This window comes from Pseudomonas sp. CVAP#3 (assembly GCF_018986375.1).
GTDB classification, from domain to species: Bacteria; Pseudomonadota; Gammaproteobacteria; order Pseudomonadales; family Pseudomonadaceae; genus Aquipseudomonas; species Aquipseudomonas helvetica.
Window position 1 is genome coordinate 18,543 of sequence record NZ_JAHMSC010000030.1, and the last position, 21,365, is coordinate 39,907.

Annotated in this window: 22 protein-coding genes; 15 read left to right on the top strand and 7 right to left on the bottom strand. The window is 59.0% G+C overall.

Annotated features, from left to right (window positions below):
* Positions 1-50: 50 nt before the first annotated feature.
* Positions 51-863, bottom strand: a complete 813-nt coding sequence (locus KRR23_RS28290; RefSeq protein WP_216745133.1) for an alpha/beta fold hydrolase — start codon at positions 861-863, stop codon at positions 51-53.
* Between the two features lie 288 nt (positions 864-1,151).
* On the opposite strand from KRR23_RS28290, the gene KRR23_RS28295 reads away from it, so the two are divergent.
* Positions 1,152-1,700 (top strand): RNA polymerase factor sigma-70, encoded by a 549-nt coding sequence (locus KRR23_RS28295; RefSeq protein ID WP_054596398.1) that lies wholly within the window; start codon positions 1,152-1,154, stop codon positions 1,698-1,700.
* A gap of 109 nt (positions 1,701-1,809) precedes the next feature.
* On the opposite strand, the gene KRR23_RS28300 is transcribed toward KRR23_RS28295, so the two are convergent.
* Positions 1,810-2,604, bottom strand: coding sequence for an ABC transporter substrate-binding protein (locus tag KRR23_RS28300; protein WP_216745134.1), 795 nt, complete (start codon positions 2,602-2,604; stop codon positions 1,810-1,812).
* A gap of 105 nt (positions 2,605-2,709) precedes the next feature.
* Entirely contained in the window at positions 2,710-3,333 is a 624-nt protein-coding gene (locus KRR23_RS28305) for a TetR/AcrR family transcriptional regulator (protein WP_054596396.1), read from the bottom strand.
* 179 nt (positions 3,334-3,512) lie between these two features.
* Here KRR23_RS28305 and KRR23_RS28310 point away from each other — a divergent pair, with 179 nt between their 5' ends.
* The 8 genes from KRR23_RS28310 to KRR23_RS28345 all read left to right on the top strand — a co-directional run bounded on the left by KRR23_RS28310 (position 3,513) and on the right by KRR23_RS28345 (position 12,901).
* Positions 3,513-5,303, top strand: coding sequence for an acyclic terpene utilization AtuA family protein (locus KRR23_RS28310; RefSeq protein ID WP_216745135.1), 1,791 nt, complete (start codon positions 3,513-3,515; stop codon positions 5,301-5,303).
* 12 nt (positions 5,304-5,315) lie between these two features.
* Positions 5,316-6,185 carry an SDR family oxidoreductase gene (locus KRR23_RS28315; protein ID WP_216745136.1) on the top strand — a complete coding sequence of 290 codons (870 nt, stop codon included), beginning with the start codon at positions 5,316-5,318 and terminating at the stop codon, positions 6,183-6,185.
* A 3-nt stretch (positions 6,186-6,188) separates the two neighbouring features.
* Positions 6,189-7,805: a geranyl-CoA carboxylase subunit beta gene (gene atuC / locus KRR23_RS28320; protein ID WP_216745137.1), complete on the top strand. Its 1,617-nt coding sequence runs from the start codon at positions 6,189-6,191 to the stop codon at positions 7,803-7,805.
* 145 nt (positions 7,806-7,950) lie between these two features.
* A complete protein-coding gene (gene atuD / locus KRR23_RS28325; protein WP_216745138.1) occupies positions 7,951-9,108 on the top strand; it encodes a citronellyl-CoA dehydrogenase in 1,158 nt (385 codons plus the stop codon).
* The gene (locus KRR23_RS28330) at positions 9,105-9,902 is read left to right on the top strand and encodes an enoyl-CoA hydratase/isomerase family protein (protein ID WP_216745139.1); all 798 of its coding nucleotides are present in this window, start codon (positions 9,105-9,107) and stop codon (positions 9,900-9,902) included. The genes atuD and KRR23_RS28330 overlap by 4 nt, the downstream gene beginning before the upstream one ends.
* Positions 9,903-9,961: 59 nt before the next feature.
* Positions 9,962-11,923, top strand: coding sequence for an acetyl/propionyl/methylcrotonyl-CoA carboxylase subunit alpha (locus KRR23_RS28335; protein ID WP_216745140.1), 1,962 nt, complete (start codon positions 9,962-9,964; stop codon positions 11,921-11,923).
* 70 nt (positions 11,924-11,993) lie between these two features.
* Positions 11,994-12,536, top strand: a complete 543-nt coding sequence (locus tag KRR23_RS28340) for an exonuclease domain-containing protein (protein ID WP_103319814.1) — start codon at positions 11,994-11,996, stop codon at positions 12,534-12,536.
* 80 nt (positions 12,537-12,616) lie between these two features.
* Positions 12,617-12,901 (top strand): pyrimidine/purine nucleoside phosphorylase, encoded by a 285-nt coding sequence (locus KRR23_RS28345; RefSeq protein ID WP_007940055.1) that lies wholly within the window; start codon positions 12,617-12,619, stop codon positions 12,899-12,901.
* Positions 12,902-12,968: 67 nt separating this feature from the next.
* Here KRR23_RS28345 and KRR23_RS28350 read toward each other — a convergent pair whose 3' ends face one another.
* Both KRR23_RS28350 and KRR23_RS28355 read right to left on the bottom strand, forming a co-directional pair.
* Positions 12,969-13,775, bottom strand: coding sequence for an MOSC domain-containing protein (locus tag KRR23_RS28350; protein WP_216745141.1), 807 nt, complete (start codon positions 13,773-13,775; stop codon positions 12,969-12,971).
* Positions 13,776-13,876: 101 nt separating this feature from the next.
* Positions 13,877-14,812, bottom strand: coding sequence for a chemotaxis protein CheV (locus tag KRR23_RS28355; protein ID WP_054596387.1), 936 nt, complete (start codon positions 14,810-14,812; stop codon positions 13,877-13,879).
* A 566-nt stretch (positions 14,813-15,378) separates the two neighbouring features.
* Between KRR23_RS28355 and KRR23_RS28360 the strand changes: the two genes are divergently transcribed.
* The 4 genes from KRR23_RS28360 (at position 15,379) to KRR23_RS29245 (ending at position 18,442) form a co-directional block, all read left to right on the top strand.
* A complete protein-coding gene (locus KRR23_RS28360) occupies positions 15,379-15,849 on the top strand; it encodes a hypothetical protein (RefSeq protein ID WP_216745142.1) in 471 nt (156 codons plus the stop codon).
* A 520-nt stretch (positions 15,850-16,369) separates the two neighbouring features.
* Complete coding sequence (locus KRR23_RS28365) at positions 16,370-17,263, top strand: sensor histidine kinase (protein ID WP_216745145.1); 894 nt, start codon at positions 16,370-16,372, stop codon at positions 17,261-17,263.
* Entirely contained in the window at positions 17,260-17,919 is a 660-nt protein-coding gene (locus tag KRR23_RS28370; protein WP_054596384.1) for a response regulator transcription factor, read from the top strand. The genes KRR23_RS28365 and KRR23_RS28370 overlap by 4 nt, the downstream gene beginning before the upstream one ends.
* A 214-nt stretch (positions 17,920-18,133) precedes the next feature.
* Positions 18,134-18,442 carry a hypothetical protein gene (locus KRR23_RS29245; RefSeq protein ID WP_253912305.1) on the top strand — a complete coding sequence of 103 codons (309 nt, stop codon included), beginning with the start codon at positions 18,134-18,136 and terminating at the stop codon, positions 18,440-18,442.
* A gap of 75 nt (positions 18,443-18,517) precedes the next feature.
* On the opposite strand, the gene glp is transcribed toward KRR23_RS29245, so the two are convergent.
* Positions 18,518-19,705: a gephyrin-like molybdotransferase Glp gene (glp, locus tag KRR23_RS28380; protein WP_216745146.1), complete on the bottom strand. Its 1,188-nt coding sequence runs from the start codon at positions 19,703-19,705 to the stop codon at positions 18,518-18,520.
* A 22-nt stretch (positions 19,706-19,727) separates the two neighbouring features.
* Positions 19,728-20,267: a molybdenum cofactor biosynthesis protein B gene (moaB, locus tag KRR23_RS28385; protein ID WP_054596381.1), complete on the bottom strand. Its 540-nt coding sequence runs from the start codon at positions 20,265-20,267 to the stop codon at positions 19,728-19,730.
* A gap of 81 nt (positions 20,268-20,348) precedes the next feature.
* Between moaB and mobA the strand changes: the two genes are divergently transcribed.
* Together mobA and KRR23_RS28395 are read left to right on the top strand one after the other, a co-directional pair.
* Positions 20,349-20,951: a molybdenum cofactor guanylyltransferase MobA gene (gene mobA / locus KRR23_RS28390; RefSeq protein ID WP_216745144.1), complete on the top strand. Its 603-nt coding sequence runs from the start codon at positions 20,349-20,351 to the stop codon at positions 20,949-20,951.
* A 76-nt stretch (positions 20,952-21,027) separates the two neighbouring features.
* Positions 21,028-21,249 (top strand): YgdI/YgdR family lipoprotein, encoded by a 222-nt coding sequence (locus KRR23_RS28395; protein ID WP_054596379.1) that lies wholly within the window; start codon positions 21,028-21,030, stop codon positions 21,247-21,249.
* Positions 21,250-21,365: the final 116 nt, after the last annotated feature.

Sequence of the window (21,365 nt, forward strand, 5' to 3'; positions counted from 1 at the left end):
ATGCAACGACGTCATCGCGAGCAGGCTCGCGATGACGTCCGAATGATCGACTAAGTTCTCTCCGACAGAAACTTCAGCAGCGCCTTGGTGACGAACTCAGGATTCTCCAGGTTCGAAATATGCCCTGCCTCCGGCACCAACAAATACGGGCAACCGATCAACTCGGCCATTTCCCTGGTTTCCGACGCTGGCCGCGGTTTGTCCTGATCACCGCACATCAGCAGCGTGGTTTCAGGATTCAGCTCGCCCAGACGCGGCAACAGATCATCACGACCAAACGTAATGCGCCCCATCGGCACAATGCTTTCACGCAAACGCTCAGGCGGCAGCGCGGCCAGCCTGGCGCGGAAATCCTGATAAAGCGCCGACTGAGGGTCGATGCCTGGACGGAAGAAAATCGGCACCACGATATCGAGTAACTGCGGCGAGATTACACCGCTGTCTTCGATCTGCTTGAACAGCGAGAAATAGTACTGGCGAGTCGGCTCGGGCTCGACACCGACATAGGTGTCCATCAACACCAGGCCGTTGACGCGCTGTGGGGCCGACAGCGCCAGACGCACGCCCCACATGCCGCCGACCGAAAGCCCGACCAGGGTGACGCGGTCAATATCCAGATGATCAAGCAGCGTCAGTACCTGCCGCGCCTGATCATCCAGCGAAGTCATGCCCTCAGGTAACGGCCCGGACTCCCCGTGCCCCCACAGGTCCACGGCAATCACCCGATAGTGTTGCGACAACGCCACAATCTGCGGCGCCCACATGGCCTGGCCCCACAAGTAACTACCCGCCAACAGCACCACCGGACCAGTGCCTTGGTCAACGTAGTGAAGCGATTGTCCATCAATCGTAGCGAAGGGCATCAACTGTCTCCTTTCTGAATGGGGGTCAACCAAAAAACTCCGGCAGCCTGTCCCGGTGACGGGGGACAGTCAATCCGAACTTCAACAGAGGTTGTAACAAGTCTGCGCTGGTCAGTAGCAAGCGCGGTTCAAGGGCTGCCTGCGTGAGGTGTTGGACAAAGGGGCCTCAATATAACAATCGCTATCAATTGACAATTATTATCATTAACACTAGCTTGTCACTCGATGTGTAGGACGGCTCCGCCCCCCTTGGTTGTCCTACTTACTTTTTGCAGCAAGGTGATTTCCATGACGGAACCAGTAACCACAAGCAGGTGCGACTCACCCTTACTCCAGGCGTTCGTTAATAATCGACTGATTCTGGTCAAAATCGCAGCCCGCATTACCGGCTGCCGATCCCGCGCTGAAGATGTCGTTCAGGATGCGTTTTTCAGGCTGCAATCAGCACCGCAAATCACCTCCTCGTTCAAGGCTCAGCTCAGCTACCTGTTTCAGATCGTGCGCAACCTGGCGATTGACCACTACCGCAGACAGGCGCTGGAACAAAAGTATTCGGGCACCGAAGAAGAAGGCTTGAACGTGGTCATTCACGATGCCTCGCCAGAAACCTCGCACATCAACTTCTCGATTCTGGAAAACATTGCCGATGCCCTCGGCCAATTACCGAGTCGCACCCGCTACGCCTTCGAGATGTATCGCCTGCACGGCGTGCCGCAAAAGGACATCGCCAAGGAACTCGGCGTGTCGCCGACCCTGGTGAACTTCATGATCCGTGATGCCCTGGTGCATTGCCGCAAGGTTTCGGGCAAGCGCAGCGATACGTTCGCCCGCCGCTAAAAGATCGCAGCCTGTGTGTTGTGGTTCAGTTTTTTTGGACCGTTCTGGAGATACCGCCTTGAACCTTACCGAGCAAGCGCAAGTTTCGGGTCAAAGGGTTGGCCTGACTTCAGCTTTTAGGCACCGGCACGATGGCAATCTTGTACGGATCGAAAATCTTCAGCATCTGCCCGTTATCCCGCAACCCCTGCAGCAACTTGCCGAAGGTTTCCGCGCTGATCGGCGCTTGCGGACGTAACAGCGCGTAATGGTGATAAACCTGATCGATGCGCTGGGATACCAACAACTCCGGCCTGACCTTTTCATTGCGCAGCAGGTAATCGTAGAGGTACGAACGTGTGACCAGTGCAATGTCGGCGCGATTGCGCAGAACCATTAAAATATTGCTGTCGTGGGAAGTCGTGAGCGTCGCGTTGTAACTGTCCTTGAGAAATTGCGGATCGTTATTGAAATTGGCGAATTCATAGTGATAACCGCTGTACAGCGCCAGACGCTTGCCTTTCAAATCGGCGAAGTAACCCTGCTGACGATCCGGCTTGCTCTGTGCGACAAAGATTTCAGCATCTTCCAGCCCCATGTCGACGGTGCTGTGCGCGATATCCTTCCAACCCCACTCCGGGTTTTCGAAGATCGCCATGTCAGTCCGGCCATCCTGGAAATCACCGAATCGACGCTGCAGGGAGGTCGGCACGAGTTTGAACTCATAGTCGGTTTGCATCTTGTTCAGCGCCTCGACCAACTGCGGCAGCAGTCCGGTATCGTCGCCATTTTCCGGCCGAACGGTATAGGGAGGAAAATGCGCGGCGCCCACCTGCACCACTTGCGCGGCCGAAGCCGGCAGTACGAACAGCGCACCCAGCGCCATCAGCGAAATCCGTAAAGCCTTCCGAACTGGCGAAGACATCAAAACGAGCCCACCTCTAAAAATATATCGACTACAACCAAGCTAGGCGGTTTTATCCACTTCGACAACTTGGTGATGGCTATTTAATAAGTTTTTGCGAAACGGTCACTTTTCTTCCAACACCAGAATCAAGGCTTCGTCGGCCAATTGATCGAGGCTCATGCTGCCATCCGGCCGAAACCAGGTGGTTGTCCAGGACAGCGCGCCGGTTAGAAAACGTCGGGTGATAAACACGTCGCCACGAATAAAACCGGCGTCTTTCGCCTCACCCAGCACTTGCAGCCAGATCTGCTCATAGATATCGCGCAGCGCCAGCACCTGGGCCTGACCTTCTTGCGAAAGCGAACGCCATTCGTAGACCAGCACCGCCATTGCTTCGCCGCTGCCGCCCATGATCGACTGCAACTCACAGCGGATCAGTGCCAGCACCCGCTCGCGCACATTGGTCGCTTGCGCCAGGGAGGCGCGCATCAATGCGGTGTTGTAGCGAATGGTTTCTTCCATCACCGCCCGCAGGATTTCATCCTTGCTTTTGAAGTGATGAAAAATGCTTCCCGACTGAATCCCGACCGCACTGGCCAGGTCACGCACCGTGGTGCGCTCGTAGCCCTTGTTGCGAAACAGGTGAGCGGCCATTTGCAGCAGTTTGCCGCGAGCGCTGTCGGGATCGGTCAGTTGCCCGTTGTCGACCAACTCGCGCATTACCAGCAGGGCTTTTTGCTCGTCCACCCGTTCTCTCCTACAGTCGCTCAATCGAATGTGCGATCAGACCACTAAAACATTGGGTTGCGCGGGCAATTTAAGCTGACCGGGACGACCAAGCAAGCGCTTGGGAAGAAGATGTAACCAGCATTTACAAACCAAGCGCTTGCTTGGTAGTCTCGAGCCACTTCTGTCGGAGGCTTGCAATGAACAAAACCGTTCGTATCGGCTGCGCCAGTGCCTTCTGGGGTGACACCTCGACCGCCGCCGCGCAGTTGGTTGAAGGCGCCCAGCTGGACTATCTGGTGTTCGACTACCTGGCAGAAATCACCCTGTCGTTGCTGGCCAGCGCACGGATGAAAGACCCCCGAGCCGGTTACGCAACCGACTTCGTCGAGGTCCTCAGCCCGCTGCTCAAGAAACTCCTGGAAAAGAACATCCGCGTGATCAGTAACGCCGGTGGAATCAATCCACTGGCCTGCGCAGCGGCGCTGCAAGCGGCTTGCGATAGCGCCGGTGTGCCACTGAAGATCGCTGTGCTGCTCGGTGATGACCTGCAACGGCAGTTCAAGCAACTGACTGGCTGCGGCGTAAAGGAAATGTTCAGCGGCGCCCCACTGCCGCCAATGTGCGTGTCGACCAACGCCTACCTCGGCGCCCCCGGCATCGTCGAGGCGCTACGCCTGGGTGCGGACATCGTTATCACCGGCCGGGTGGTCGACAGCGCCGTGGTCAGCGCGGCATTGGTGCATGAGTTCGGCTGGTCGTGGCAGGACTACGACAAACTGGCCCAGGCCGCGCTGGCCGGGCACCTCATCGAATGCGGCGCACAGTGCACCGGAGGCAACTTCACCGATTGGCAAGAGGTGCCGGACTACGAGCACATTGGTTTTCCGATCGTCGAGGTCAGTGCCGACGGCCAGTTCATCGTCAGCAAACCTGAAGGTACCGGCGGTTTGGTCACCCCGCTGAGCGTCGGCGAGCAACTGCTGTACGAAATCGGCAACCCTCGTGCCTATCTGCTGCCCGATGTGGTCTGCGATTTCAGCCTGGTCAAACTCCAGCAACACGCCAACAACGCCGTGCATGTACATGGCGCCAAAGGCTTGCCGCCGCCCCGTCAATACAAGGTCTGTGCGACCTGGCCGGACGGTTTTCGCTGCACGGCGAGTTGTCTGATCGCCGGGATCGACGCGGTGGCCAAGGCACGTCGGGTGAGCCAGGCGATCATTGCCAAGACCTCGGAAATGTTCAGCCAACGCGGCTGGGCGCCCTACAGCGAAGTGAACATTGAGCTGCTCGGCAGCGAAGCGACTTATGGTCTGCATGGCCAGCGTCAGGACAGCCGCGAAGTAGTGATCAAACTGGCGGTGCGGCACCCGGACAAACAAGCGCTGATCCTGTTTTCCCGCGAGATCGCTCAAGCCGCCACCGGTATGGCACCGGGGTTGACCGGAATCGTCGGCGGCCGGCCAACCGTGTACCCGTTGATCCGTCTGTTCTCGTTCCTGATCGACAAAAATACCTGCGTGCTGGAAGTCGACCTGCAAGGCCAACGTTATCCCTGCGCCTTGCCTGCCCTCGATCACCTCGACGTTGCCGACCTGCCGCTGCCCTTTGATCCGCCCAAACCCCACGCTCGCGCCGACGCCAGTGTGGCGCTGGTGAAACTCGCCGTGGCGCGCTCCGGCGACAAGGGCAATCACAGCAACATCGGCGTCATGGCCCGCGCCCCCGAATACCTGCCATGGATCGCCGAAGCCCTGACGCCTGCGGTGATCGTCGACTGGATGAGTCACGTTCTCGACCCGATTCACGGACGTGTCGAGCGCTGGTATCTGCCCGGTACTCACAGCCTGAATTTTCTCCTGGAAAACGCCCTCGGCGGCGGTGGCGTGGCCAGCCTGCGGATCGACCCGCAAGGCAAGGCGTTCGCCCAGCAGCTATTGGAAATCCAGATCCCGGTGCCGCAAGGCATCGCTGACCAAGTCAACTAGAGGACGGTCGCCGTGGCCTTTGATTCGATATTCAAACCCGATCTGTTTGCCGGTCAGACGATTATTGTCACGGGTGGCGGCAGCGGCATCGGCCGTTGCACCGCCCACGAACTGGCAGCCCTTGGCGCCCACGTGCTGTTGGTCGGACGCAAACCCGAGAAGCTGCAAAAAGTCGCGGCGGAAATTGCCGAGGACGGCGGCAAGTCGAGTTGGCAGGCCTGCGACATTCGCGATGAAGAAGCGGTCACGCAACGGGTCGGGCAACTGATCAAGGACCACGGGCCGATTCACGGTCTGGTCAACAACGCTGGTGGCCAATACCCGGCGCCCTTGGCCTCGATCAATCAGAAAGGTTTCGAAACCGTGCTGCGAACCAATCTGGTGGGCGGGTTCCTGATGGCTCGGGAGGTGTTCAATCAGTCGATGAGCAAGCACGGTGGCAGCATCGTCAACATGCTCGCCGACATGTGGGGCGGCATGCCCGGCATGGGTCACTCGGGCGCGGCGCGTTCGGGTATGGACAACTTCACCAAGACCGCCGCGTTCGAATGGGGTTACGCCGGGGTGCGGGTCAACGCGGTGGCGCCGGGGTGGATTGCCTCCAGCGGCATGGACACCTACGAAGGTGCGTTCAAGGCAGTGATCCCGACCCTGCGCGAACACGTGCCGCTCAAGCGCATCGGCACCGAATCGGAAGTCAGCGCAGCGATCGTTTTCCTGCTCAGCCCTGCGGCGTCCTTTATCAGCGGCAGCACGTTGCGGATCGACGGTGCGGCGAGCCTCGGCAGTCGTGCCTGGCCGCTGCACAAGGCGCAGTACAGTGAGTCGTTCAATGGCTTCCACCGCGCAGGCTTACCCGACGTACTCAAGGGCGAGGACTGATCCATGCCACAGATTGAGTCGCAACTCGACATCCACAGCCGGCAGTTTGCGCAGAACCGCGAGGCGATGTTGGGCAGCATCGAGCAGTTCCGTCAGTTGGAACGCAACCTGCTGAGTAAAGCGGCCGAAGCGAAGCCGAAATTCGACAAACGCGGACAACTCCTGCCGCGCGAACGGCTGAACCTGCTGCTCGATCCTGGCGCACCGTTTCTCGAACTGGCGAGCCTGGCCGGCTACAAACTGCACGACGACAAAGATGGCAGCCAGGCCGGTGGCGGGTTGATCGCCGGGATTGGTTATGTGTCCGGTGTACGGGTGCTGGTGGTCGCCAACAACAGCGCGATCAAGGGCGGAACCATTTCCCCCAGCGGCCTGAAAAAGTCCCTGCGCCTGCAACAGATCGCCATGGAAAACAAACTGCCGGTGATCACCCTCGCCGAGAGCGGCGGCGCCAACCTCAATTACGCTGCGGAGATTTTCGTCGAGGGCGCACGTAGTTTTGCCAATCAGGCGCGGATGTCGGCCATGGGCTTGCCGCAAATCACCGTGGTGCACGGTTCGGCCACCGCTGGCGGCGCTTATCAGCCAGGGCTCTCGGACTACGTGGTGGTGGTGCGCGGCAAGGCCAAGCTGTTTCTCGCCGGCCCCCCGCTGCTCAAGGCCGCTACCGGCGAAGTTGCCACTGATGAGGAACTTGGTGGCGCCGAAATGCACGCGCAGATCGCCGGCACTGCCGAATACCTGGCAGAAAACGATGCCGACGGCGTGCGCCTGGTCCGCGAAATCGTCAGCCTGTTGCCGTGGAATGCGCAGTTACCGCAACGCAGCGCCGAACACTGGGACGAGCCGCTCTACCCCATCGACGAACTGCTCGGGCTGATTCCCGACGATCCGAAAAAGCCCTACGACGTGCGCGAGATCATTGCCCGTATCGCTGATGGCTCGCGCTTTCTCGAGTTCAAGGGCGAGTTCGATCAGCAGACGATGTGCGGCCATATAAAAATCCAGGGACGGCCCTGCGGATTTATCGGCAACAACGGTCCGATCACTCCGCAAGGCGCCAGCAAGGCTGCGCAGTTCATCCAGCTCTGCGACCAGAGCCAGACACCCCTGCTGTTTTTCCATAACACCACCGGTTTCATGGTCGGCACCGAGTCGGAACAGCAAGGGGTGATCAAACACGGCGCGAAGATGATTCAGGCTGTCGCCAACGCGCGGGTGCCGAAGCTGACCATGGTGGTCGGCGGCTCTTACGGCGCCGGCAACTATGCAATGTGCGGCCGCGGGCTCGACCCGCGTTTCATCTTCGCCTGGCCCAACAGCCGCACCGCCGTGATGGGTGGCGCCCAGGCCGGCAAGGTGCTGCGCATTGTCAGCGAAGCCAGGCAGGGCAAGGACGGTTTGGTCCCGGACCCGAAGATGCTCGACACGCTCGAACAGGTCACCGCGCAAAAACTCGACAGCCAGTCCACCGCACTCTACGGCAGCGCCAACCTGTGGGACGACGGGCTGATTGATCCACGAGATACGCGCACCTTGCTCGGTTATCTGCTGGATATCTGTCATGAGGCCGAGGTTCGTCAGCTGCAACCGAACAGTTTTGGTATCGCCAGATTTTGATCGTTCCCACGTCGAGGCGTCGAACCGTCTGCGTGGGAATGCAGCCCGGGACGCTCCGCGTCCCAAAAGCGGACGCAGAGCGTCCAAAGAGGCGTTCCTTTGCTGCGCGTGGGAACGATCGGGGTTAGCAGGGAGAACAATAAAAATGATCTTCACCCAGGAACACGAAGAACTGCGCCGTACCGTACGCAATTTTGTCGACCGCGAAATCAACCCGTACGTCGATGAATGGGAAAAGGCCGGACGCTTTCCGATCCACGAGATTTTCCGCAAGGCCGGTGCGCTCGGTCTGCTGGGGATTTCCAAACCGGAAAAATTCGGTGGCATGGGCCTGGACTACAGCTATTCGATTGTCGCCGCTGAAGAGTTCGGGACCATTCATTGCGGCGGGATTCCGATGTCGATTGGCGTGCAGACCGACATGTGCACCCCGGCCCTCGCCCGTTTTGGCTCCGATGAGCTGCGTGAAGAATTCCTTCGCCCGGCGATCACCGGCGAACAGGTCGGCTGCATTGGCGTCTCGGAAGTTGGTGCCGGCTCTGATGTCGCCGGGCTGAAAACCACCGCGCGCAAGGACGGCGGCGACTACGTGATCAACGGCAGCAAAATGTGGATCACCAATTCTCCAAGCGCCGACTTTATCTGCTTGCTGGCCAACACCTCGGACGACAAGGCGCACATCAACAAGTCGTTGATCATGGTGCCGATGAACAGCCCCGGCATCAGCCTCAGTTCGCCTCTGGACAAGCTCGGCATGCGCAGCTCGGAAACTGCCCAGGTATTTTTCGACAATGTGCGCGTGCCGCAACGCAACCGCATCGGCCACGAAGGCGCAGGCTTCATGATGCAAATGCTGCAGTTTCAGGAAGAACGCCTGTTCGGTGCGGCGAACATGATCAAGGGCCTGGAATACTGCATCGACAGCACCATCGAGTATTGCAAGGAGCGCAAGACCTTTGGCACTGCGCTGATCGACAATCAGGTAATTCACTTCCGCCTTGCCGAGCTTGCAACCGAAGTCGAATGCCTGCGCGCGCTGGTCTACCAGGCCACCGAGCAATACGTCAAAGGCCAGGACGTCACGCGCCTGGCGTCCATGGCCAAACTCAAGGCCGGGCGGCTGGGCCGGGAAGTCAGCGACAGTTGCCTGCAATACTGGGGCGGGATGGGCTATATGTGGGACAACCCGGTGGCCCGCGCCTACCGCGATGTGCGGCTGGTGTCGATCGGCGGCGGCGCCGACGAAATCATGCTGGGGATCATCTGCAAATTGATGGGCATACTGCCCGGGAAGAAAAAATGACCACCTTGCCCATTTGCCAGACCCTGCTGCTGGAACTGCACAACGGCGTTCTGCACATCACCTTGAACCGGCCAGACAGCCGCAACGCCATGAGCTTGCAGATGGTCGCCGAATTGCGCGCCGTACTCGCGGCGGTGCGCGATGACCGGGACATCCGCGCGTTGGTGCTCGGCGGTGCCGGCGGGCATTTTTCTGCTGGCGGCGATTTGAAAGACATGGCCAACGCCCGCGCTCAAGGTCAGCCGGCCTACCGCGAATTGAACCGCGCGTTTGGCGCCCTGCTCGAAGAAGCCCAGCACGCGCCGCAAGTGCTGATCACGGTGTTGCAGGGAGCTGTGCTCGGCGGCGGCTTCGGTCTGGTTTGTGTCAGCGACATTGCACTGACCGATCACAACGCCCAGTTCGGCTTGCCGGAAACCAGCCTCGGCCTGCTGCCGGCGCAAATCGCACCGTTCGTGGTCCAGCGTATCGGCCTCACACAGGCACGACGCCTGGCGCTGACCGCCGCGCGTTTTGACGGGCATGAAGCGCGGCGCCTGGGGCTGGTGCATTTTGTCGAACACGATGCACAAGCCCTCGCCGAGCGGCTGGATGCAGTGCTCGCGCATGTGCTGTGCTGCGCGCCTGGCGCCAATGCCGCGACCAAGGCCTTGTTGCTGGCCAGCACCGAACAGTCCATGGGACCGTTGCTCGACCAGGCGGCCGATTGGTTCAGTGAAGCCGTGACCGGGGCGGAAGGTGTCGAAGGGACGATGGCCTTCGTACAAAAGCGCAAACCGGGTTGGGCGCCGTAGGAGCAAAGCTTGCTCGAGATGAGGCCCTCACATACCGCCTACCCCAAGGGAACCCACAAATGCCCACCCTGCGCAAAATCCTCATCGCCAACCGTGGTGAAATCGCTTGTCGCATCCAGCGCACCGCTCAAGCGCTGGGTTATCGCACGGTGGCGGTGTTCAGCGATGCCGACGCCGATGCCCTGCATGTGCGCATGGCCGATGAAGCGGTCAACATCGGCCCCGCGGCCGTTGCGCAGTCTTACCTGAACAGCGCGGCGATCATCGACGCCGCATTGCGCAGCGGCGCGGACGCGATCCATCCCGGCTACGGTTTCCTCTCGGAAAACGCTGAATTCGCCACGGCCTGTGCCCGCGCCGGCATCACCTTTATCGGCCCAAGTCCTGCGGCCATCGAACTGATGGGCAGCAAACGCCTGTCGAAAATCGCCATGCTCGCCGCTGGTGTGCCGTGCATCAACGGTTACCAAGGGGCGGAGCAGGATGACGCCACCCTCGGCCGCGAAGCCGAACGCATCGGTTATCCGCTGATGATCAAGGCCAGCGCCGGCGGAGGTGGGCGCGGCATGCGCCTGGTGCTCTGCGCGAGTGAGCTGCTTGCGCAGATCCGCACCGCACGCTCCGAAGCCCTGCACGCGTTTGGCAGCGACGAGTTGATTCTCGAACAAGCGCTGATCGAACCGCGCCATGTCGAGATCCAGCTGTTCGGCGACCGGCACGGCAACCTGATCTACCTCGGCGAGCGCGACTGCTCGATCCAGCGTCGCCATCAAAAAGTCATCGAAGAAGCGCCGTGCCCGGTAATGACAGCCGAACTGCGCCAGGCCATGGGCGACGCTGCGCTGAAGGCCGGACGCGCGGTAAATTACGTCGGCGCCGGCACCGTGGAGTTCTTGCTCGATCCGCGGGGCCAGTTTTACTTTCTGGAGATGAACACCCGCTTGCAGGTCGAGCACCCGGTGACCGAGATGATTACCGGCCTGGACCTGGTGGCCTGGCAACTGGATGTCGCCGCTGGGTTGCCGCTGCCGTTGCGCCAGGAGCAGGTCGAACTCAAGGGCCACGCGATGGAGGTGCGTCTTTACGCCGAAGATCCGGCGCAGGATTTCTTGCCCCAGACCGGGCGCATTATGCGCTGGGAACCGGCCCTCGCGGACGGGGTGCGAATTGACCACGGCCTGCTTGAGGGTCAGCAGGTCAGCCCGTTTTACGACCCGCTGCTCGGCAAAATCATCACCTACGGTGCCACCCGCGAAGAGGCTCGGCGCAAGTTATTGCGGGCAGTCCAGGACAGTGCCTTGCTGGGTTTGCAGACCAATCAGCGTCTGCTCGCCGGTTTGCTGGAGCATCCACAGTTCATCGCCGGGGACTTCAATACCGGGTTCATCGCGCAATACTTCGCCGATCACCCAAGCCTTCACTCACACGCGCCCACGACCGAAGAGCTGGCTATCGCCACGGCGCTGTTCTATCAGCAGTCCGCTGGCGCGCATCCGCCAGGACTCGCCAGTTGGCGCAACAATGCCAACGCGCCGCTGCTGCAACAGATCGGCCTTAATGGCGATCGCTGGTCAACCGAAGTGACGGCCCTGCCCGACAGACAACTGGGCATTCAGGTGGCCGGGGAAACGCTGAAACTGAAACTGCTCGATATCAACGCCCGCTCGGCCAACCTGGAAATCAACGGCATTCGCCGCCGCTACGCCTATCAACTGGTCGCCGGGCAACTGTGGTTGTTCACTCGCCCCGGCAGCTTGCTGCTGCAAGACCAGACATTGGCGCCCGTCAGCAGCCAGGTCGGCACCAGCACCGGCACGCTGAAAGCCCCGATGGATGGTGCGATTGTCGACGTCCTGGTCAGTGAAGGCTCATCAGTGACCAAGGGGCAGCTGTTGCTGGTGCTGGAGGCAATGAAAATGGAGCACCCGCTCAAGGCTGGCATCGACGGTGTGATCAAACGGTTGCAGGTCAGCCCCGGCGATCAGGTAAAAAATCGTCAGATTTTGTTGGAGGTTGAATAAGCCGCTAGGCGGATCCATCGCATTTGGCTACGCTCAGCCTCATCAGGACGCGGACACCAGGAAACCTGCGATGCCTCATTGGCTGGTAATTGATCTCGAAGCGACCACCGATGACGGTGGCTGGCCAGTAACCGAGATGGAAATCATCGAAATCGGCGCCACCCTGGTCAATCGCGCAGGCCGCGAACTGGACTACTTCCAGCGATTCGTTCGGCCCCTGCGACGCCCGCTGCTGACCCCTTTCTGTCGTGAACTGACCCACATAACCCAAGCCAATATCGACGCGGCCCAGCCCCTGACCGAGGTCTGGCCGCTGTTCGAGCGCTGGCTCGGCCAGCATCATACGCGCCTTGAGGGTTGGGCCAGCTGGGGCGATTACGACCGACAACAACTGCTTCAGGAATGGCAACGCCTGCAACTCGATAGTGCCCTCAGCCGAGTCCCCCACATGAATCTGAAGCAACGCTTTGCCAAGGCCCGCCGACTGGAGCGGCCGCTGGGGCTCAATGGCGCTCTGCAATTGGCGGGCATGCAATTTACCGGTCAACAGCACCGGGCGCTGGAAGATGCACGTAATACTGCGCGGTTGTTACCGCTGATTCTTCCGGCCTGATCCTTGAGGGCAACAGGTGACGGACGAAAAGGCCTTGTGCATACTGGCCGGCCTTTTTAGCCCATTTCGAGGAATCGCCCATGTTTAAAGTCAACGAGTACTTCGACGGCACCGTCAAGTCGATTGCCTTCGGCACCGCTGAAGGTCCGGCCACCATCGGCGTCATGGCACCGGGCGAATACGAATTCGGCACCAGCCAGCGTGAAATCATGCACGTGGTTTCCGGAGCCCTGACCGTCAAACTGCCTGACAGCAGCGACTGGGAAACCTTCGCCGCCGGCAGCCAGTTCAACGTACCGGCCAACAGCAAGTTCCAGCTGAAAGTTGCCGTCGACACCGCTTACCTGTGCGAATACCGCGGCTAAGCGTTTCACCGCGATAAAAATGCCCGTGTCGAAAGACACGGGCATTTTTCATTCCAGCATTACAGCGTCATTCGATAATCTCTACCGGCATGCCGACTTCGAGCCAGCCATTGCCGTCGTTGACCAGGTTCTGGCCAAACATCGCGCCATCCTCTTGCGCACGGTATTGCTGCAGCGTCGCCAAGGGTTCACGGTCGTCGCTGCGCTCACCGGTCTGCGGGTCGATGGTGGTGAGGATGCAGCGCGCACACGACTTGACCACGCGAAACTCGACATCGCCAATGCGAATACGCTTCCAGCCGTCCTCGGCAAATGCCTCACTGCCCTCGATCACCAGATTCGGTCGAAAACGCAGCATCTCCAGTGGACGGCCGACCCGTTGCGACAAGTCCTCAAGCGAAGTCTGACCAATCAACAACAGCGGAAAACCGTCGGCAAAGGCGACTTTATCGTCATCCTTGCCATAGCCGGCCTGAGTGGTACGGGCCAGCGTCTCGGGCACCTGCACCAATCGGGTAGGCTTGCCGATGAACTCACTGACCCAGGCACCGGCAGCATCCCCCGCATCGGGAACCCGCAAAGTATCGCGCCAGATGGTCACGCCACGCTGTTCAGCGTCGCTGGCAGGCAAGGCAATATCGATCGACGAGTGACCGGCTGCACTGAGCCTCAGGCCACCGGAGGTGTTCCACAACGCCGACAATTGACTCATACGCGATTCCGCGCGTTGCGTCAGGAAACGTCCGCTGGCCTCGTCTACCAGCATCCAGCGCCGATCCCCCACCAGCCCCAGTTTGTCCAGGCTGGCCTGTTGCAGGATTTCGCCCTTGCCGGACTTGAGTGGATAACGGTAAAGCGCGCTCAGACGCAACATGGCCAGCTCCCTGGTGGGCAAAAGCGCCACGATATACGAGCCGGCTGATGAATCAAAGAAGCACATCACGGGCAGACACCGTGCCTGCCCGTGACGTTCCGTCAGGCCGGGACTGCGTCGAGCATCAGGCGCTGGCGCACCACGTCGACCAGTTTGTCTGGCTGGAATTTCGAGAGGAAGTTGTCACAACCGACCTTCTTCACCATCGAGTCGTTGAAGCTGCCGGACAGCGAGGTATGCAGGACGACGTACAGGCCGCGCAAGCGTGGATCGTTGCGAATCTCGGTGGTCAGGCGGTAACCGTCCATCTCGGGCATTTCCGCGTCGGTGAAGATCATCAGCAATTTGTCGGTCATGACCACACCCGTATCGGCCCAGGCCTTGAGCATGTTCAGTGCCTTCAGACCGTCACTGGCGATGTGCATTTTCACCCCGAGCTGGCCCAGGGTATCGCGCAACTGGGACAGGGCAACATTGGAGTCGTCCACCAGCAGCACTTCACGACCGCGGGCGCGCTCCAGCACCGGGTCTTCGAGCTTGTCACGCGAAACCTTGGCGTTGTAAGGCACGATCTCGGCGAGTACTTTTTCGACGTCGATGATCTCCACCAGTTGGTCATCGACCTTGCTGATGGCCGTCAGGTAATGCTGGCGCCCGGCACTGGTTGGCGGCGGCAGAATGGCTTCCCAGTTCATGTTGACGATGCGATCGACGCCACCGACCAGGAAGGCCTGCACCGAGCGGTTGTACTCGGTCACGATGATGGTGCTGTTGGGCCCCGGCACCAGCGGTCGCATGCCGATGGCCTGGGACAGGTCGATCACCGGCAATGTCTGGCCACGCAGATTGACCACACCACAGACAAACGGGTGACGCTGCGGCATCAAGGTCAGCTTTGGCAATTGCAGGACTTCCTGCACCTTGAAGACGTTGATTGCAAATAACTGCCGACCGGCCAGGCGAAACATGAGAATTTCCAGGCGATTCTCACCCACCAGCTGTGTGCGTTGATCTACTGTGTCGAGAATGCCGGCCATTGATGACTCCTGGGCTTTTCTGATGAATTCACTAAAGAAAGTTATCGGCGGATCTCACGCAATCTTGACCCGCAAACAAAATGCCACGCAAAGGAATTGATGTCACATTAACATCATGCTCTACTGAGGCGGCTATTTCATCCACTGCACAACCCTGCGCGCGACCCGTCTTTGCGTGTCAAGTTCCGTGACATCAGGGAATCCCCTAGCCGCAATCGGGATCAGCCTGATATTCGCGATATCCAATAGCCATTAATGTGACGCCATTCTCACTGCATGAATGGAGTCAGGCTTTTGTCTGTGATCGAAGTACCGTTGCCGAGCTCTTTTTTCAGCCCGCCGGGTTACGCACCTCATGCCTCACGGCTAATGGGTTCGGCACCTCGTTACGCTGTCAATCAGGCTCGCGTCATCGGGGCATTCGCGTCGAACGCAAACAGACCGTTCATCGTCAACAGCAAAAAATCAGAACTGCCCTACAGATTCAGGTCGTGGTCCGGCAGTACCTTACGCCCGTTCGCCATACGGCTGATTGCATCACCTGACTTGATGTCGTGGAGAAAAGCATGCTGAACGATCGTAAGAACTGGAATCAGCGACTGCCCGAATTCTTGATCGAGGCTGAAACCCTGCTGGCCAAATCCGAGGAATGCCTGAGCCACCTACAACTGATCAACAATGATCAGGACGCCATCGATTGCATGCTGAACACACTGTTCACCCTGGCCAACCGGGCGGATGCATTGGCACTGCGGGCGGTATCCGAGTTCTCGATGTGCATTCACGCCTTGCTCAACGGTGCACGCAATCAAATTGACCTGAACGACCAGGCACTGTGTGCCTTGAAAGAGTGCTTCACATTGATGGCCTGGCAACTTGAACTGGTCGACCTGACTACCGGCCAACTCAGCCTCGATGACGCCGAACAGCTATCGTTGATCGAAGCCTTCGCGATGGAAATTGGCCGTGCCCCGACGCGCCTGGCATTACCCCCCAAGCCATTCGCATGCGTTCCGCTTTCGGCAAGACATGCCTGAGTTGCATCAGATAATGCATGGCACCGTTTAATAATTTTTAACACTTCCAGCAACAACGCTTTCGCGTCGCAATTGAATACTTCATATCTTTTAACGTCAGCATCAAGTTAATAACCCAAGCATTAGTTGTCGACTTCCGACCTCCTGAGCTACCCGTCCAGAACGCTGCAAACTGATGAGTGACGTAATGAGTCATGCTGGATGCTCAGTCACCAGCCCACGACCGCCAACGTGGAGCATATGTCCAGCAACGGCAAAATTCCTGACCCTTTGGACATATATAGCGAACGCGACCAACGGTATGTTAAGTGGTATTATGCGGCCCAATTAGTTGGTTCTGCGCTATGGCACTCTGACTTCAGGTGGAGCCTATCCCCTTGTACAGTGCAACACTCGATTTTGACAATCAGACTGCGCTAACTTGAAGCCCACTATTCAATTACCAACGTTTTCCACACAGAGACCCGTCAGCCATCGTGACCGGTCTGCCCGCAGCGAACATTCATTGGCTCCATCCGCTATGTACGCCAGCCTCAAGTCAGTCGCCTCTTGGCCACCCTCCCGAAAAAGCGTTCGCCGGTTCACACTGCTGCTGTGCCTGTGTTCGGCGGTGGGCAGCCTGCTGGTTTACTGCCTGTCCAGCCAATTTCCAGTCGCACTGCTGATATTGAATCTCGCGGCAGCCACCAGCGTCTGGGTGCAGTATTGCCGTTCGCGAAAATCGATCAGGTTCCAGCCTCAGGAACTGGCCGACCGTTTGCTGGAAGTACAGGAAAACGAACGCCATCGGCTCAGCCGTGAACTCCACGACGATATCGGCCAATTGCTGACGGCGGCAAAGCTGCAAAGTGAATGGCTCAAGCGACGTCAGCCCGAAGAACTGCAAAGCCATTGCACCCTGCTCTGCGACACGCTGGAAGAAACCCTGACCAAAGTTCGTGATGTCTCGGCCATCCTCAATCCAAGACAACTCACCAGCCTTGGCCTTGAAGCCAGTTTGCGTGCACATCTGCTCAAAATGCTGGCCAATACTGCCGTGAGCTGGAGCCTTGAATGCCAGCAGCGCCTGACCGGTATTCCAGAAGAAATGGCGGTGGCGGCGTTTCGGATTTCTCAGGAAGCCGTCACCAATATGCTGCGCCATGCCCAAGCCAAAAACCTGCTGATTCGCCTGCAACGTCTGCCCCAAGGACTGGCGCTGTTTATCAGCGATGACGGACTGGGCTTTTCTCCAGCCACCCATCCTGGCCGTGAAGGGCAACGCGGAATGGCCGGCATGTCGGAGCGGGTCGAACAACTGGGCGGCACCTTGAGCGTCATCAGCGAGCCCGGCAAGGGTACGCAGATCGAAGCACTTTTCCCCTGGGCGCCCCGCGCGCTCGAACGAGCCAGTACGAATAAGGTTCAACATTGACTTGTAACTTGCTTCTGGTGGATGACCACTCGCTGATCAGAGCCGGCGTGCGTGCGCTGGTTCTGGACATTCCTGGTTACGCCGTCATTGGTGAAGCCAATGATGGTGCACAACTGCTCGAAATGGTCGAGAAGCTAAGCCCCGACATCATCCTGCTGGATATATCCATGAAGGAAACCGGCGGGCTCGAGGCTCTGCAAAGACTCAAGGCCGTACGCCCACAAAGCAAAGTGCTGATCCTGTCGATGCACACCGACCCGACGCTGATCATGCAAGCCCTGGAGTCAGGCGCTCACGGCTATCTGCTCAAGGACACCACCGCCACGGAGCTGGAACACGCGCTCGAAGCCTTGCGCAACAACGAACGCTACCTGAGCCCGGCCATCGCTCACACCGTGATCAACCAGGCACTGGTGCGTGCCCAGAAAAGCCGGCCAGAACCCGTCGACACCCATAATCTGACGGCTCGCCAGCTAGAGATTCTGCGCTTGATCGTGCGTGGCAAATCCACTCGCGAGATTGCCAATGGTTTGGGCCTGAGCATCAAAACGGTGGAAACCCATCGCTCTCAGATCATGAAGCGCTTGCAGATCTTCGATGTCGCGGGCCTGGTACTGTTTGCCGTGCGCGAGCAAATCATCAGTCTCGACGACTAGGCCAGATGCAACGCCCTGTAGTGCCTATCCCTCAGGCATTCAGAAGCGTCCTACATGCCGACTTTTTTCTTACAAGTCATGATGAATATGCCCAATTGACGGTCATTTGGTGTTGGTACACCTTGTGACTGCAGTTATCAGGCAACAGCAAAAAACCCACAAGGAAGTGTACGCAATATGACCAGGGTCTATCAGGCAGGGAGCCATGCACTTAATGCAAAGCCATGACTTCCGATTTCCAGCGAACCGGGGTGCGCCTCCAGACACCGGCCACCCCGCTCACCCGATTGAATGCAATTGCACCATCAACACACCTGGAGTGAACGACATGGAACCGCGCGTTGTAGAGCTGGAGACCCTCCTCAAGTACATCCGCAGAGATATGGAGGAGGTCCGAAGCGACGTCAAATCCATCAAGCACAGGCTTGTCTACTCGGCAGGCGCTGCGGCAGTGATCATCAGCCTGCTCGGCTGGATTGCCAACAGCCGCTTCGATCAACTCGTGGCACTACTCAACGCATAACCTGCACCACGAAACACCAGGCCCGACGTGATCCATACCGGGCCTGGTGCTGGCGAGGCTGTAGTGCGCAAAGACCTAGCCCAGCACTTCACTCAGGGGGATGAAGTTCACCCAATCACCCTCGACCAACGTGCGATCTTCCTGCACTTCAACCAGCCCTTCCGCCCAGGCGGCACTGCGCAAAACACCCGAGCTCTGATTCTTGTAGATAATTGCCCGCCCATGCTCCAGACGACCGCGCAGGTATTCACGGCGATTGCCGGCCTTGGACCAGACGAATCCTGCCGGAACCTGAAACTGCAAAGGCCGAACCTCTCTCACGCCTTGGCGGCGTAACAGATAAGGGCGTGCCAACAAGGCGAAGGTCACCAGTGTCGACGCAGGATTGCCAGGCAACCCAATCACCGGCACGCCTCGAAAATGCCCGAACGTCAGTGGTTTCCCCGGCTTGATGGCCAATTTCCACAATGCCAGTTCGCCCTCTTCGCGCAGCGCAATACCCAGGAAATCCGCCTCGCCTACCGATACACCGCCCGTAGAAAGGATCAGGTCGACATCCCCCAGTTCGGCGAGCCGATTGCGAGTGGCCTGCAAATCGTCCGGCAGAATCCCCGCATCGATCACTTCGCAGCCTAAACGCTGCAACCAACTGCACAGCAATACCCGATTGCTGTTATAGATCTGACCCGGACCGAGGGCTTGCCCAGGCTCGACCAACTCGTCTCCGGTGGACAGCACCGCAACCCGTACCTTGCGCACGACTTCAAGTTCCGCACACCCCAGTGACGCTGCCAAACCTTGCTCGATGGGACCCAGGCGCGTACCGGCGGTCAATACCTGTTCACCCACCGTGGTTTCCTGACCTTGTGGGCGAATGTTTTGCCCTGCGCGCATCGGCTCGGTAAAACATACCCGTTGGTCCGCCTGGATCTCGGCGTTTTCCTGCATTTCAACGCAGTCTGCACCCACTGGCACCGGGGCACCGGTGAAGATCCGTGCACATGTACCGGGTGCCAATGGCTCCGGGGCTTGCCCGGCAAAAATCTTCTGGCTGACCACCAGTGACTCGCCAGTCCAATCGGCCAGGCGCAAGGCATAACCATCCATGGCGCTGTTGGGCCATGGCGGCAGATCAAGGGTCGATACCAGGTCCTCGGCAAGAACGCGGCCCTGGATCGCGGCCAACGGCATTCGTTCGCGCTCAAGGATTGGCGACGCCTCAGCCATTTCCAGCAAGCGTGCCAGCGCCACTTCGACGGGCATCAAGCTGCCGGTCTTGCCCGGCTTACCCACGGGATTCACAGGGTGCAGCCTGTTTCAAGTGAGCGACGAAGTTACACGGACGATGCCGCGAATCCAGTTGCTCCGCGAGAATCCCGTCCCAACCGGTTCGCACCGCATTGGTAGAACCCGGCAGACAGCAGACCAGCGTGCCATTGGCCAACCCTGCCAATGCCCGCGATTGCACCGTCGAGGTGCCGATGTCCGCAACCGATATCTGCCGAAACAGCTCGCCAAATCCGTCGACCTGCTTATCCAGCAGGCAACTGACAGCTTCCGGTGTACTGTCACGACCGGTAAAACCCGTACCGCCCGTAATCAGCACCACTTGCACGACGTCGTCAGCGATCCAGGTCGCGACTTGCGCACGAATTTTGTAGAGGTCATCTTTAAGCAGAATACGCGCGGCCAGGTTATGCCCGGCAGCACTGAGGCGGTCAACGAAGACCTGTCCCGAGGTATCGGTTTCCAGCGTGCGGGTATCACTGACAGTCAGCACCGCAATGTTCAGCGGGGCGAAAGGTACATCAGCCTTGGCTTTCATAGGCTCGTCCAGTTGTAGGAGAAACAGCCCGGTGTTATATCACAGCGCCTCATTTTTTCAGCGCACCGATGGAGATGCAGCATGACCTCGAACTTCCAGTTGCCGCCCTGCTCCGTCCTGCTTCTGGCAGGAGGACGTGGCCAGCGCATGGGCGGTCAGGACAAGGGGCTACTGGTGTGGCAAGGCCTGCCTCTGATTGCTCATCTGCATCACCTGACTCGAGGCTTGAGTGATGACCTGATCATTTCCTGCAACCGCAATCTGGAAAAATACGCGCTTTATGCCGACCAGTTGGTGCATGACGACAATAGCGACTTCCCGGGCCCATTGGCTGGCATTCGCGCCGGGTTGGCAGTCGCGCGACATCCCCATCTGATGGTACTGCCCTGCGACGTGCCGCGCATTGACGCCCAACTGCTCACGGCCATGCGAGAAGCCGCCTGCCAACAGCCGGACAAACCCTTGATGCTACGCCAGGGCGAACATTGGGAACCGTTGCTGTGCATTATCCCTGTAGCGCTGGCAGGCGAGTTTGAAAACGCCTGGAACGAGGGTGAACGCAGCCCCGGACGCATCATGCGCAACCTCGGTGCCATCGCACTGCAATGCCCCGAAAACGACCGACGCCTGGCCAACCTGAATACACCTGAACTGTTAAGCCTGCACAGCAACGTGCCAGAATGAGGCCAACCAAGGAACTTGCACGCCAGGCATACGTCTCAGCCCAGTACTCAAAAGAATTCATATTCGGAGAAATCACATGACTCATCGGACCCTCGCCACTCTCATGCTCGCACTGGGCCTCGCTACCCTCGCAGGTTGCTCATCGCCCGCGGTGATCACCTTGAATGACGGTCGCGAGATCCAGTCGGTCGACACCCCCCACTTCGATTCCAAGTCGGGCTTTTACGAATTCGAGCAACTGGATGGCAAGCAAACCCGCATCAACAAAGATCAGATTCGTACCGTTAAAGACCTGTAAGCCTCACGGCGACAGCCTGGTACAGATAAAGCCCGCCAGTGTGCGTAATGCTGTTCACTTAAGCCGATGTTTCAGGCACATCCGCAGTTGTGGCGAGGGAGCTTGCTCCCGCTGGG